This is a genomic window from Rhizobium sp. SL86 (assembly GCF_026672545.1).
Lineage (GTDB): Bacteria > Pseudomonadota > Alphaproteobacteria > Rhizobiales > Rhizobiaceae > Neorhizobium.
Window position 1 is genome coordinate 1,062,740 of sequence record NZ_JAPPRJ010000001.1, and the last position, 13,534, is coordinate 1,076,273.

A 13,534-nucleotide genomic window follows, 5' to 3' on the forward strand; every position below is an offset into this window, starting at 1 on the left:
GGTCGCCGTCGCGCGGCTCTCCGGCGAGATGAGTTCTGCCGTATTCAAGGCTTCTGATGTAAGGCGTTCCAAGAGCGTTCCGGCCATTTTCTGTTGCACGGTCAGGTCGGCGACTCTATCGATTATTCCCCCGACAATACAACAGAGCGTGTCCGCCCTTGGCCGGATGCCCACAACATGCTGGAGGAGACATGGTGAAGGACAGCCGCACCCCCGAGGGGGCAACGCGCAAGCGTGCATCGGTGACGGAGCAGGAGGCGCTTGATTTCCACAGCACCGGCCGCCCCGGCAAACTCGAAATCATGCCGACGAAACCGATGGCGACGCAGCGCGACCTGTCGCTCGCCTATTCGCCGGGCGTGGCCGTCCCGGTGAAGGCCATCGCCGCCGATCCGGCGACCGCCTATGACTACACGACGCGCGGCAACATGGTGGCCGTGATCTCCAACGGCACCGCTATTCTCGGCCTCGGCAATTTGGGCGCGCTCGCTTCCAAGCCGGTGATGGAGGGCAAATCCGTCCTCTTCAAGCGCTTCGCTGACGTCGATTCCATCGATCTCGAGGTCGACACGGAAAATGTCGACGAGTTCATCAACTGCGTGCGCTATCTCGGCCCCTCCTTCGGCGGCATTAATCTCGAAGACATCAAGGCGCCGGAATGCTTCATCATCGAAAGCCGCCTGCGCCAGCTGATGGACATCCCGGTCTTTCATGACGACCAGCACGGCACCGCGATCATCGCCGCCGCAGGCCTCATCAACGCGCTGGAACTGACGGGTCGCGACCTGAAGACGACGAAGCTCGTTTGCAACGGCGCGGGTGCCGCCGCCATCGCCTGTATCGAGCTCATCAAGGCGATGGGTTTCAACCCGGAGAACATCATTCTCTGCGATACCAAGGGCGTGATCTACCAGGGCCGCACCGAAGGCATGAACCAGTGGAAGAGCGCACATGCGGTAAAGACCGACCGGCGCACGCTCGAAGAGGCGATGAAAGGTGCCGACGTGGTGTTCGGCCTGTCGCAGAAGGGCGCCTTCTCGGAAGAGATGATCCGCTCCATGGCGGACCGGCCGATCATCTTCGCCATGGCCAATCCGGATCCGGAAATCACGCCGGAGGAAGTGGCGCGCATCCGCGACGACGCGATCATGGCGACCGGCCGGTCGGACTATCCGAATCAGGTCAACAACGTCCTCGGTTTTCCCTACATCTTCCGCGGCGCGCTCGACGTACGGGCGCGGCAGATCAATGATGCGATGAAGATCGCGGCGGCCGAGGCGCTGGCGAACCTTGCGCGCGAGGACGTGCCGGACGATGTGGCCGCCGCCTATCAGGGCGTGCGCCCGCGCTTCGGACCGCAATACATCATTCCGGTGCCCTTCGACCCGCGTCTCATTTCGGCCATTCCGGTGGCCGTCGCGAAGGCCGCCATCGAAAGCGGCGTCGCGCGACGGGTGATCGAGGATCTCGGCGCCTATGGCCGTGAGCTGTCCGCCCGCCGCGATCCGATCGCCGCCACCACGCAAGGCATCTACGAGCAGGTGCGCCGCCGGCCGAAGCGTGTCGTATTTGCCGAGGCGGAAGAAGAGCAGGTTATGCGCGCCGCCGTTTCCTTCATCACGCAGGGGCTCGGCACGGCCATCCTGCTCGGCCGCGACGACGTGATCCGCACCACGGCGGAACGCGCCGGCATCGAACTCGATCGCCCCGGCATCGAGATCGTCAATGCCCGCCTGTCGACCCGCGTGGAGGCCTATATCGATTACCTCTATGCCCGCCTTCAGCGGGAAGGTTACCTGCAACGCGACGTGCAGCGCCTGATCCACAACGACCGTAACCACTTTGCCGCCTGCATGGTGGCCTTGGGTGATGCGGATGCCATGGTGACCGGCACGACCCGCAATTATGCAACGGCACTGTCCGATGTCCGCCGCTGCATCGATGCCAAGCCCGGCCACAAGGTGATCGGCGTGTCCATCGTCGTCTCGCGCGGACGGACGGTCTTCGTGACGGATACCGCCGTGCACGACATGCCAAGCGCCGAAGATCTGGCGGACATTGCCTGCGAGGCCGCACGCATGGCGCGGCGCATGGGCTACGAGCCGCGGGTGGCACTGCTTGCCTATTCCACCTTCGGCCAGCCGCGCGGCGAACGCTCGGAGCGCGTCCGCGAGGCCGTCAAGATCCTCGACCAGCGCCGCCTGGATTTCGAATATGACGGGGAAATGGGCGCCGATATCGCGCTGAGCGCTGCCCGGATGGAGCAGTATCCGTTCTGCCGCTTGTCCAACACCGCCAATGTGCTGGTGATGCCGGCAATCCATTCGGCGGCGATTTCGACCCGCATGCTGGAAGAGCTGGGTGGCTCGACGCTGATCGGCCCGCTGCTCGTCGGCCTCGACAAGTCGGTGCAGATCACCTCAATGGGGGCGAAGGACAGCGACATCCTGAACATGGCGGCGATTGCCGCCTATAATGCCTCCATGTGAGCGTTCTTGCTGACTGACCCCATGTGGGCTAGGATTTTCTCCAAAGCCCACATGGGGAACGCCATGAAGACGGTCAGCCTGCAGGAAGCCCGTTCAGACCTGCCTCGCCTGGTGGACGAGGCGGCAAATGGCAAAGCTTTTGTCATCGAAAAGGACGGGAAGCCGGTGGTGAAGGTGGTTCCCGTTGAGGAGAAACCCGTTTCTAAGTCCAAGCGGCGGCTTGGCTTCCTTGAAGGGCGTTTCCCGGTACCTGACGATTTCGATCGCATGTTTGCCAGGGAGATCGAGGAGATGTTCTACGGCGAGCCGAAATGAAGGTTCTGCTTGATTCGCATATCCTTGTCTGGTCAGCAGCACAGACAAACAAGCTTTCTGCACAGACCCGCGCCTTCCTTGAGGATCCGGACAACGTCCTTTTCTTCAGCTCAGCCAGTCTATGGGAACTTTCGGTAAAGCACGCACTTGGCAAAGGGGACATACCCGTTCATCCGCGTATCCTTTACCAAGCGCTTCAGGAGCAGGATTTTTATGAGCTTCCGCTGACAAGTCAGCACACGTTCGTTCTGGAAACCCTGCCGCCAATCCACAAGGATCCCTTCGACCGGATCCTGATTGCTCAAGCGACCAGCGAAGACATGCTTCTACTGACCTCGGACGCAACAATCGCCAGATATGATGGTCCGATCCGGCTTGTCTGATGCGGCGAAGCTGTCAGCTTGCGAAACGACCGGCATCCGCGCCGTAATAGTTGATGTAGCGGCCGGAGATCGACTCGATCGGCAGCACGATCAAAACGTCCGTCGTATTGAAGGCCTGATCCACCACGGCGCCGCTGCCGACCATGGCGCCGAGCCGCAGATATCCCTTGATGAGCGGCGGAAGCGCCATCAGGGCCCGTTTCGGGTTGATGGCTTCCTCCGGCATCAGGTCCATGTCGCGGAAGAGATCCGGCTTCGCCGACACGGCCCAATCTGCCTTGGCGAGAGCGGACTTGTGCAGGAAGGAGAGCGCCAGCGCATGTTCTTCCGGATGAACGCCCGGGAAGGACGCGCAGCCGAACATGGCATGCATGTTGTGTTTCAGCGCATAGGCCCAGTTGCCCTGCCACAAGAGTTCAACGGTGCGCTTGGTGCGGTAATGCGGCAGAACGCAGGACCGGCCGAGTTCCATAAAACGCTTGTCCGGATGACGGGCCAGAAGCGGCGCGATGTCGAATTCGCAGGCGGAATAGAACCCGCCATGCGCCATGGCAACATCCTGGCGCAGCAGCCGGTAGGTGCCGACGATCTGGTCTTCCGCATCGCCTTCGAGTGCCGTATCGACAACGAGAAGGTGGTCACAGATCTCGTCGAACATGTCCACGTCGCGCTTCCGGCGCATCGCGTCCGGAGGCAGTTGCGCATGCATTTCCTCAACGAAGACCCGGTAACGCAGGGCCTGGGCCGCATCGACCTCGCGTTCGTTGCGCGCGAGACGCGTCTCCAGGCTGCCGATCCGGCCAAAAACATCAGTCTGCGGCGGGCGCAGACCTTGAGCCTTTTCGACCTCAAGAGTGGGATCGCGTTCCAGAAAATCGATTGTCATGGCGAGTCGCCCGTCTCCAGTAGTCAACCCCATAGAACACCAATCTGCGACAGGAAAGTGACAAACCGAAGACGAGAAGAGGTGCTGCGGAGCTTTTATGACAAGGATTATGACGCCTGCCGGTCGCGCGCGGCGGCAACAAGAGAGCGCACTTCCTCGAGCAATTGCTGCGGATCGACCGGCTTTTGCAACACACGCCGGGCACCGCCCGCCAGCACACGGTCCCTCACGGTCACATCGGTCTCGCCGCTGAGCACCAGCAGTGGTGCGCCGGGGCTGTCGACACCGCCATCGGCCATCGAGATCAGCGGCAGAACATCGGCGAGATCGCCGTCCGGCATGTGGATGTCGGAAATGATCAGGTCGGGATGACCGTCGGCGGTTGCCGCACGCTGCAGGGCAGCAAGATCCGAGACATGATGAACGGTGCAACCCGCCTTGCGCAGGATTGCGCCCACCATCATGGCGCTGACCGGATCGTCTTCCGCCAGAAGCACGGAGAGACCGCCGCCGCGGCGCTCGAGCGGCTCCTGCGGCGTGGTGGCTGCAATGCGGCTCATGGCCTGGCTTGCCGATCCTCCGAGCCTTCCGCGCAGAACATCGACCAGCGATTGTTCTCTCAGCGGACGGATCAGCCAGGCGTCATAGGCGTCCCAGGGCTGGGTGCTGCGGTCTTCCGGGCTCACCAGCAGGATACGCCGCAACAGCGTTGCCTCCGTGGTGATCTGCTCCAGACCGTCCACCCGATGATCGACCACCATGTCGGTGAAGGTGATCCCCTGCCGCGACAGCTGTTCGATCGCCCGGTTCGCCTCGTCCACCGTGCGCACATGGCGGCAACGCCCGCCCAGCGTTTCGATGGTGGAGATCGTGGCCGTTGCCACGGGGCCGGCCGGGGCAAGCAGCAGGACGCGGGAGGAACGAAGCAGCAGCATACGATCGCTGCCTTCGTTGCCGGCCTCGGCCGAAAGCGCCGGGAAGCGGATCTCGAAGGTCGTCCCCTTGCCCTTTTCGCTGGCAACGGAGAGGGAACCGCCGAATTCCTGGAGAATGCGTACGGAAATGGAAAGGCCGAGGCCCGTTCCGCCGCTGCGCTCCATCGCGGTGCCCGCCTGCTCGAACTCACCGAAAATGCGCTGCTGTTCCTGCGCCGTCATGCCGGGGCCCGTATCGGTCACCGTGATGACGATGTCGGTGTCTTCCAGGCTCGCGCGGATCAGGACACCGCCCACCTGGGTGAATTTCACGGCATTGCCGATGACATTAAACAGGACCTGGCGCAGCCGGGCCGGATCGAAATCCATCAGTGCCGGTACGTCATAAGCGATGGTGGCACCAATTTCGATGCGCTTTTCATGGGCGCGGGGTGCCAGCATCTCCACCACGCTTTCCAGAAGCTGGCGAAGGTTTTCGGCGCGGCTGTTCAACCGGAAACGACCGGCCTCGAGGGTGGAATAATCGAGCAGATCATCCACCAGCTGCGCCAGCGCGGAACCTGCCTGGCGAATGCCGCCGATATAGTTCCGCTGCTCCAGCGTCAGGCTCGTCTGGTTCAGCAATTGGCTCATGCCGAGAATGCCGTTCAGCGGTGTGCGCAACTCATGCACCACTGTTGCCAGTTGCCGTGTCTTGGCAGCGCTGGCCTCTTCCGCGTGCAGGCGCGCCTCTTCCCGCTCATGGGCAAGTCTGCGTTCGTCGGTCACATCACGCGCGCTGCTGAGAATAAGCAGGTCGCGGCTGATCGCATCCCGGACCAGCACATCCTGCCAGGAGAGCACACGCACGCCATCACCGGCAGAGATTTCGATGTCGCGCGGCTGAGACAGGGGGGCGGGCGGCACAGCAAAACCGATTTCCTCCAGAGTCTGCCCCTCGATCAAGGGAGAGCCCGCCAGATTGCGGAACGCCCGGTTGACCGCAATCACATGGCCATGAGCGGTTCGCACCACGGCAGGAGCCGACAGAAGATCATTGCTTTCAAGAAACGCACGCGGTGCAGCGGACAGGCTGACGGAAGAGACAACCTCCGGCTCCGGCGAAGACTGCCCGTCGTCCGGTACCGACGAAGCAAACCGGCTCATCGACCCGACACGGCTGAGAAAGGCGGCCAGCACGCTCTGGGCGGAAGGCATGGTCACGACAGGAAAGTGAACAGGCTCGGCAGCTTCAGACGCAGTTTCGTTTGCATCGGACCAGTTGGACTGGCCGAAAGCCTTGCGAAGCTGGTCATGAAGATCGGCAAGATCGCGCATAGCTCTGTCCAATAGCATGCGAATCCTTACGATGTATTACATAAGCTCAAAACATGTCGAGTGCGAAGACATCATGCAGCAACACGGGAGAATTGCAATCACTCTGTCTTGCGGCGCGAACTCATCAGTTCATCAAGGATGACGCAGCCTGCACCGATGGTGATGAAGCTGTCGGCCAGGTTGAAAACGGCGAAGGACCAGGTCTCGGTGTAGACCAGGATGTAATCGATCACGTGCCCGTAGAGGAAACGGTCCAGCAGATTGCCGATCGCGCCCGCAATGATCAGTGCAAAACCGGTATGGGCGAAAACGCGGTCCTTCGGGGTTCGACGCCACATCCAGAGCACGAAGGCGACAATCACCAGCCGCATGCCGACGATGAACCAGCCATCCATGTGATCCAACATCGAGAAGGCAACCCCCAGATTATAGGTCCGGTAGAGTGCCAGGAATGGAATCACATGAACCGCCTGCTGCAGGGGCAAATAGGCTTCCACGGCGATCTTGATCAGTTGATCCGCCAGAACCGCGAGAACCACAAAAACGAGGATCGGCCAGGGTCTGGAAAACAGCGTCGGCTTCACGTCCGGCGTGGTCATTTCGCCTCCAGCGACAGAAGATGGCGGCGTGCCTCGAACAGCATCACGGCGCTCGCAATGGCAAGGTTCAGCGAATCCGCCCGCCCCTGCTGCGGAATGCGGGCAAGACGATCGGCCGCTCGCGCAAGCTCATCCGGCAGACCGGATTGCTCGTTGCCCATCAGGAGAATGGTGGGTTTCGCCTTGTAGTTGATCGTCCGGTAGTCCACCGCACCGGCCAGATGGGTGGCAACGACCTGGCCGCCGCTTGCCCGGCTCCAGGCAAGGAACTCCGACACCGAGGCGCGGTAGAGCGGCACGGCGAAAACCGAGCCCATGGTCGCCCGGACGGTTTCGATCGAAAACGGATCCGTGCAATCGCCGACGAGCACGACGCCGGATGCGCCGGCGGCATCGGCCGTGCGGATGATCGTTCCGAGATTGCCGGGATCGCGCACACGATCGAGCGCCACGAAGGTCTGGTCCGCCGCCAGCGCAAGACCGTCCAGCCTTTGCCAGCGCTGCTCGAAAATCCCGACCACCATCTGCGGATTGTCGCGCCGTGTCACGGACGACAGGACCTTTTCGCTGACCTCCAGGACGAGGCCGCCGCGCGCCACCGTTTTTGCGGCAACCTGCTCCACGAGCGGTTTGCCCTTGGCGGCCTTGGCATAGACCAGCGTGCGGATCTCCCAGCCGAGTTCGATCGCGTCGATGACCAGCTTCAGCCCTTCCGCCATGAAGGTGCCGCTCTCCTCGCGGTCCTTCTTGTTCATCAGGCCCTTGATGTCCTTGATGATCGGGTTGGACAGGCTGGTGACCTCCTTGACCTGGCCTACCTTGCGGGCGGTCGGTCTGCGCTCAAATTCGGTCATCTGTTCACCCAGCGGCTGAAGAGGGATGTGGAAAGCGCGCGGCCCTTCGACTGACCATCAAGGCCCGCCTCGCGGATGACGAGTTCGCCGGATTCAACCGCGCCGCCCGCTCCGCGCATGGTCTCGCGCATGAGTTCATGGATGGAATAAAAGCTCGCCCGGATCGAATAGGCGGTCAGCACGAGACCGGTCGCCTTCGGCGCCAGGATTTCGCGGCAGACGTCGAGCATCAGCGGCAGCTGTTCGAAAAGATGGAAAACCTCGCCATTCGGTCCGCGGCCGAATTTCGGCGGATCGGCGAGAATGATGTCATAACGGCTGCCACGGCGTTCTTCCCGCAGGATGAATTTCATGGCGTCCTCGCAAATCCAGCGGATCGGCGCGCGATCAAGGCGGGCCAGCGACTGGTTTTCGCGTGCCCAGCCGATCGCCTTCTTCGAGGCATCCACATGCGTGACTTCCGCGCCGGCAGCGGCTGCCACCAGCGAGGCGACGCCGGTATAACCGAAGAGGTTCAGCACCTTGAGCGGACGATCCGCCTGCTCCGACTTTTCCTTCAGCCACGACCAGTGGACGATCTGTTCGGGAAAGACACCGACATGGCGGAAGGCGGTGAAGCGACCGAGAAAATCAACACCGAGCAGCGAAAGCGGCCAGGTTTCGCCGAGCGCCTCCTTCGGGAACCGCCAGCGTCCCATGCCATCCTCATCAGTGTCTCCGGTGAAGACCGCATCAGCCTTGTCCCACACATGCGCCGGAAGCGTTGGCTGCCAGAGCGCCTGCGCTTCGGGCCGCACGATACGATAGGGGCCATATTGTTCGAGTTTCAGCCCGGCGCCGCTGTCGATCAGGTGAAAATCGCCGGCACCGGCGGATTCCAGAATGACCGGCACGCGTTCCAGCGGCAGGTCGCCGCTTCGTTTGATCAGTGGCCGCGTCTCTGCCGGCTGCACCTTGGCAGCGGCCGCTTCGGGCTTCGGCGCGGCCGCGAATTTCTTCGCGCCGGCACCTGTGGCGGCAGCGGGCCTGTTCTGCCGCGGTGCCGGGCGACCGGGTTTTTGATTGCGCGACTCTGGCCGCTCGGGTCTCTTCTTCAACGTGTCTTCCGCTGGCTTCTTTTTTGAGAATTTCCGCTGGAGATAGCACCGGCGAGGCCCTTGGCAAAGCGGTTTCCCGTCTGCGATACAGGAAGGTGAAAGGCTGGCGAGGAGGCCGGCTTGGGAGGAGAGCCATGGAAATCAGTGGGGAAGAGCGCATTCCGGCGCCACGGCAGGTGGTTTGGGAGGCCCTCAACGATCCGGACATTCTGCGCCAGTGCATACCCGGCTGTCAGGAACTGGAGCAGCGATCGCCAACGGAACTGGCGGCCACCGTCAAACTCAAGATCGGCCCTGTCTCGGCAAGCTTCAAGGGCGAGGTGACGCTGAGTGACATCAATGCGCCGGAAAGCTACCGGATTGCGGGCGAAGGCAAGGGAGGCATTGCCGGTTTCGCCAAGGGTTTTGCCGATGTTGTTCTGACGGAGGATGGCGGCGAGACGATCCTGAAATACCAGGCGGACGCGCAGGTGGGCGGCAAGCTGGCGCAGCTCGGCTCCAGGCTGATCGGCTCCACCTCGCAGAAGCTGGCGCAGCAGTTTTTTGCCGACTTCAACAATGCCGTCGGCCAGAGAATGGCGGAGACCTGAGGCCGAACCTTAACCCTTCGCCGCCGGCACCAGGGCCGCACCGGCTGGCTGTGCCGCCGGCTTGCGGCCACCGTCCTGATCCCGCTTCAGCGCCGCGCGGGCTTCCGTGCGGGCCTGCTTTCGGTAACGTCCCTGGCTCAGCCAGGTGACGAACGACCCGATGAACATGCCGAGGATCAGCGTAAAAAACAGAAAGACGAAGAAAGGCGCGCTCAAAGACAGCACGACATCATCGGGACGGAACGGGTTCAGCGCCAGCGTCACCGTCTGCCGGTTGGCAACGCACAGCACGATCAGCACGACCGCAAGGGGAACGAAGATCACAAGACCAAGGATTTTCTTGACCCGGTTCATGACAATACTCCGGCATGGTGGGGCGGGCCGCGTGATGCGGCAGCCCGGTCGTCTTCACTAGGATAGTCTGCCGATCAACGCTTTCAAGGCGTCGTTGTTGCAGTCCTCAATCCTGATCTTCGTCTTCTTCATCCGCGAGATCGGGATTCAGACGTTCGCGCAATTCCTTGCCGGTCTTGAAAAACGGCACCCATTTTTCCTCGACGAAGACCGTGTCCCCGGTTCGGGGATTACGGCCGGAGCGCGCCGGGCGATTCTTTACCGAAAAGGCCCCGAAACCACGCAGTTCGACGCGGTTTCCGGCCGCCAGCGCGTCCGTGATCTCATCCAGAACCGCGTTGACGATGTTTTCGACGTCACGGTGATAGAGGTGCGGATTGCGGGCCGCGACGATCTGCACCAGTTCTGACTTGATCACGACTTCCCCCTGAAAGGATTGGAGTTTTCAATCCCGGCCAACCTGCCAAACCGAGACCAGACCGTCAAGGAACAACTTTCGTCCGACGAGATCCTGGAAGCTGGCCGGCATGTCCGCGGCATCCACCCCGGCAAGCCGCAGGAGGCCGGAAACGGCCGAAGCCATGCTGAAGAAACCCGATTCGTCCTTCGCCTTCCATTCCACGATCGGCAGTTGCTCCGAGACGCCGCGGGAGGCGAGATAGCTGCGGATTTCCGGCGTTCCGCCGAGGCTGTCGATAAGCTTGACCTTCAAGGCCTGACGACCGGTGAAGATCGCCCCATTGGCAAGCTTCAACACCTCCTCGCGGGGAAGCTTGCGCCGATCCGCCACAAGGTCGACGAACCAGTCATAACTGTCCATGATCATCGAGCGGATCATGGCTTCCGCCTCGGGGCTTGCCGGATGGAAGGGCGACGGCTCCGCCTTCAGCGGCGATGACTTGATCTCGTTCATCGAGACGCCGAGCTTCTGCAGGAGTTCGCCGATCTGCGGATACTGGAAGATGACGCCAATGGAACCGGTGATCGAACTTTCACCGGCAATGATGGTGTCGCCAGCCGACGCGATCATGTAACCGGCCGACGCAGCCAGCGTGCGGACATCGGAGACGACCGGCTTTTCCGCGGCGATGGCCCGGATTGCCTTGAAGATCTTTTCGCCGCCATAGGTCGTGCCGCCCGGAGACGAAATCGACACGATCAGCGCCTTGGCCTGCCTGCTCTTGCGGATCTCTTCGAGCCGCTCGAGAAGTTCGTCGTCGTCGGTGATCATGCCGGAAATATCGATTCGCGCCACATGGGCACGCGCAGCACCGACATCCTGTTTCAGGAAGACGTTGTAGAGGGAAAATCCGATCGCCACCAACAGCAGGGCTGCCGCCACGCGCCAGAAGGTCAGCTTGCGGCGCAACTGCCGTCTGTCCGCCAGAGCCGATTGATCCATGGGTCGCTCTCCGTTTGATTCCCTAGACGTCCGCGACCATAACGAGACCTCGCGTCCGGACGCTACACGAATTTGTGTCATTCGTTATTGTTTCTTGATGAATAAAAGCCATATTGGGGTCTGATGGAAGTGTCCATGCGTGGCGTGTCCTGCGCTGGCTCCCAATGATGATCCAAGGTTCAATGCTGCAAACAACAACCGACATATCGCACGCGGCGACAGCCGGAAGCGGGCACCACGACGCCTACAAGGCGGCGCTTGCCCATTCGCGCCGCGTCCGCAGGCTTCGGGTCGCCCTGCCACTGACGGCAGCCCTAGTATCGGCGGTCTTCATCGGCGTGTCGTTCGTGCGAGCCTATCTGCCGGAAAATCTGAGCGTCCAAAGCGCGAAGATCGAAGACGGCAAGATCGTCATGGAAAGCCCTGCGATTGCGGGACGTAATGAGCAGGGAATCAGTTATTCGCTGACGGCGACGCGCGCGCTGCAGGACCTGACCAATCCCAACATGATCACGCTTGAAAACGTCAGGGCGGCGATGCCGCTCAATCAGGACGTGATTGCCCGCGTCTCCGCAGCCGGCGGGATTTTCGACCGTTCGGCCGACAAACTGGACATGACCCAGCCGTTCCAGGTCAATCTGAGCAACGGCATTACCGCGAATTTCAAGTCGGCCCAGCTTGATGTGCCGCGCAGCACGATGGAAACATCCGACCCTGTCCAGATCACCACCAATGACGCAGCGATAGTTGCGAACTCGATGAAGATATCCGATAACGGAAAGACACTCCTTTTCGCGGGTCAGGTTCAGGTCACCCTGGAACGTTCCGCGCTATCCAAAGAAGGCAATCAGAGCGCATCGCCATGACCCATCGCCGCACCCTTGCCAAAACCTCCCTGTCCTGTCTCGTGGCAGCTGCGGCTCTTAGCGGACTGATGTCCGTCGCCGTCGCCCAGACCATGACCAAGTCGATGGACGGGATGAAGCTGTCGAACGACAAGCCGATCCAGATCCAGAGCGACCAGCTCGAGATCAAGGACAACGAAAAGAAGGCCTATTTCACCGGCAATGTCGAGGTCGTGCAGGGCACCACCACGATGAAGGCCATGAAGATGACCGTGCTCTACAAGGGTGATCCGGCCGGCACCGGTGGCGGCAGCGTCACGTCCGGCCAGCAGGACATCGACAAGATCCTCGTATCCGGCAAGGTGCTGCTGAATTCCGGCACGCAGACCGCGACCGGCGACGAAGGCGAATACGACATGGCCACCCAGATCTTTACCCTGACGGGCAAGCAGGTGGTGCTGACGGACGGGCCGAACGTGCTGACCGGCTGCAAGATGGTCGTGCGCGTCGATAGCGGAGAGGCAAAGCTCGACAATTGCGGCAAGCGCATCGAGATCATGCTTGATCCGAAATCGAAGCCGAAGCAGTAGGCGAACCCGGTTTCGATGGCTCTTTTTTCACGGCGTCCTCAGCAAGGCGTAAGCGAAGGTTTCGATCCGCGTGACAAGGCACGCTACGAAGGAACCCTCATCGCTCACAGTCTTTCGAAAACCTATGACACCCGACGTGTCGTCAACGGCGTATCGCTGATCGTGCGCCGCGGCGAGGCGGTCGGCCTGCTTGGCCCGAACGGCGCCGGCAAAACGACCTGTTTCTACATGATCACCGGCCTTGTGGCGGTGGATCAGGGCGTGATCGCGATCAACGGCAATGACGTGACCCGTATGCCGATGTATCGCCGCGCACGTCTCGGCGTCGGTTATCTGCCGCAGGAAGCCTCGATCTTTCGTGGCCTGACTGTGGAAGAAAACATCCGGGCCGTTCTCGAGGTGCACGAGCGGGACCGCAGCAAACGGGAACGCAAGCTCGATGAACTTCTGGAAGAGTTCAACATCGGACGGCTGCGCAAGGCACCGGCGGTGGCTCTCTCGGGTGGCGAACGGCGCCGTCTCGAAATTGCTCGCGCCCTGGCGACCGATCCCGCCTTCATGCTGCTCGACGAACCCTTCGCTGGCGTGGACCCGATTTCGGTCTCGGACATCCAGAACCTCGTTCGCCACTTGACGGCCCGTGGTATTGGCGTTCTGATTACAGACCATAACGTACGCGAGACCTTGGGTCTCATTGATCGCGCCTATATTATTCACGCCGGTGAAGTACTCACCCATGGTCGTGCAGACGAGATCGTCAACAATGCGGATGTCCGTCGCCTGTATCTCGGCGACAAATTCCATCTCTGACGTCAGCCTGACAGGAAATTTACTGTCTCGTGACGTCAGCGCTTGACCAAACCCCATAAACAAGCAAT

The 13,534-nt window shown here is 61.4% G+C and carries 15 protein-coding genes; 7 read left to right on the top strand and 8 right to left on the bottom strand.

The features are described from left to right. Window positions 1-191 precede the first annotated feature (191 nt). The 3 genes from OU993_RS05360 to OU993_RS05370 all read left to right on the top strand — a co-directional run bounded on the left by OU993_RS05360 (window position 192) and on the right by OU993_RS05370 (window position 3,187). Complete coding sequence (locus OU993_RS05360) at window positions 192-2,489, top strand: NADP-dependent malic enzyme (RefSeq protein ID WP_268155213.1); 2,298 nt, start codon at window positions 192-194, stop codon at window positions 2,487-2,489. A 63-nt stretch (window positions 2,490-2,552) separates the two neighbouring features. Further along, on the top strand, window positions 2,553-2,804 hold the full coding sequence (locus OU993_RS05365) for a type II toxin-antitoxin system Phd/YefM family antitoxin (protein WP_268155215.1): 252 nt from the start codon (window positions 2,553-2,555) through the stop codon (window positions 2,802-2,804). Continuing rightward, the gene (locus OU993_RS05370; RefSeq protein ID WP_268155216.1) at window positions 2,801-3,187 is read left to right on the top strand and encodes a type II toxin-antitoxin system VapC family toxin; all 387 of its coding nucleotides are present in this window, start codon (window positions 2,801-2,803) and stop codon (window positions 3,185-3,187) included. The genes OU993_RS05365 and OU993_RS05370 overlap by 4 nt, the downstream gene beginning before the upstream one ends. 13 nt (window positions 3,188-3,200) lie before the next feature. Here the strand turns inward: OU993_RS05370 and OU993_RS05375 are convergent, their stop codons facing one another. From OU993_RS05375 to OU993_RS05395, 5 genes are all read right to left on the bottom strand, one after another. Further along, window positions 3,201-4,073 (bottom strand): GNAT family N-acetyltransferase, encoded by an 873-nt coding sequence (locus OU993_RS05375; protein ID WP_268155217.1) that lies wholly within the window; start codon window positions 4,071-4,073, stop codon window positions 3,201-3,203. 107 nt (window positions 4,074-4,180) lie between these two features. Then, window positions 4,181-6,325: a hybrid sensor histidine kinase/response regulator gene (locus OU993_RS05380; RefSeq protein ID WP_268155219.1), complete on the bottom strand. Its 2,145-nt coding sequence runs from the start codon at window positions 6,323-6,325 to the stop codon at window positions 4,181-4,183. A gap of 98 nt (window positions 6,326-6,423) precedes the next feature. Then, entirely contained in the window at window positions 6,424-6,924 is a 501-nt protein-coding gene (gene lspA / locus OU993_RS05385) for a signal peptidase II (protein WP_268155221.1), read from the bottom strand. Further along, a complete protein-coding gene (locus OU993_RS05390) occupies window positions 6,921-7,778 on the bottom strand; it encodes a TrmH family RNA methyltransferase (RefSeq protein WP_268155223.1) in 858 nt (285 codons plus the stop codon). The genes lspA and OU993_RS05390 overlap by 4 nt, the downstream gene beginning before the upstream one ends. Continuing rightward, window positions 7,775-8,875 (bottom strand): class I SAM-dependent methyltransferase, encoded by a 1,101-nt coding sequence (locus tag OU993_RS05395; protein WP_268155225.1) that lies wholly within the window; start codon window positions 8,873-8,875, stop codon window positions 7,775-7,777. The genes OU993_RS05390 and OU993_RS05395 overlap by 4 nt, the downstream gene beginning before the upstream one ends. 134 nt (window positions 8,876-9,009) lie before the next feature. Here OU993_RS05395 and OU993_RS05400 point away from each other — a divergent pair, with 134 nt between their 5' ends. After that, window positions 9,010-9,465 (top strand): SRPBCC family protein, encoded by a 456-nt coding sequence (locus OU993_RS05400; protein ID WP_268155226.1) that lies wholly within the window; start codon window positions 9,010-9,012, stop codon window positions 9,463-9,465. 9 nt (window positions 9,466-9,474) lie between these two features. Here the strand turns inward: OU993_RS05400 and OU993_RS05405 are convergent, their stop codons facing one another. The 3 genes from OU993_RS05405 to sppA all read right to left on the bottom strand — a co-directional run bounded on the left by OU993_RS05405 (window position 9,475) and on the right by sppA (window position 11,221). Further along, window positions 9,475-9,819: a DUF1049 domain-containing protein gene (locus tag OU993_RS05405; RefSeq protein WP_268155227.1), complete on the bottom strand. Its 345-nt coding sequence runs from the start codon at window positions 9,817-9,819 to the stop codon at window positions 9,475-9,477. 106 nt (window positions 9,820-9,925) lie between these two features. Beyond that, a complete protein-coding gene (locus tag OU993_RS05410; RefSeq protein ID WP_165215914.1) occupies window positions 9,926-10,237 on the bottom strand; it encodes an integration host factor subunit beta in 312 nt (103 codons plus the stop codon). A gap of 27 nt (window positions 10,238-10,264) precedes the next feature. Beyond that, the gene (gene sppA / locus OU993_RS05415; RefSeq protein WP_268155229.1) at window positions 10,265-11,221 is read right to left on the bottom strand and encodes a signal peptide peptidase SppA; all 957 of its coding nucleotides are present in this window, start codon (window positions 11,219-11,221) and stop codon (window positions 10,265-10,267) included. A 182-nt stretch (window positions 11,222-11,403) separates the two neighbouring features. Here sppA and lptC point away from each other — a divergent pair, with 182 nt between their 5' ends. From lptC to lptB, 3 genes are read left to right on the top strand one after another with little or no spacing between them, the layout of a single operon-like run. Next, complete coding sequence (gene lptC / locus OU993_RS05420; RefSeq protein WP_268155231.1) at window positions 11,404-12,087, top strand: LPS export ABC transporter periplasmic protein LptC; 684 nt, start codon at window positions 11,404-11,406, stop codon at window positions 12,085-12,087. Beyond that, the gene (locus OU993_RS05425; protein ID WP_268155232.1) at window positions 12,084-12,656 is read left to right on the top strand and encodes an LptA/OstA family protein; all 573 of its coding nucleotides are present in this window, start codon (window positions 12,084-12,086) and stop codon (window positions 12,654-12,656) included. The genes lptC and OU993_RS05425 overlap by 4 nt, the downstream gene beginning before the upstream one ends. A gap of 15 nt (window positions 12,657-12,671) precedes the next feature. Next, the gene (lptB, locus tag OU993_RS05430) at window positions 12,672-13,466 is read left to right on the top strand and encodes an LPS export ABC transporter ATP-binding protein (RefSeq protein ID WP_268155234.1); all 795 of its coding nucleotides are present in this window, start codon (window positions 12,672-12,674) and stop codon (window positions 13,464-13,466) included. The last annotated feature ends 68 nt before the right edge of the window (window positions 13,467-13,534 follow it).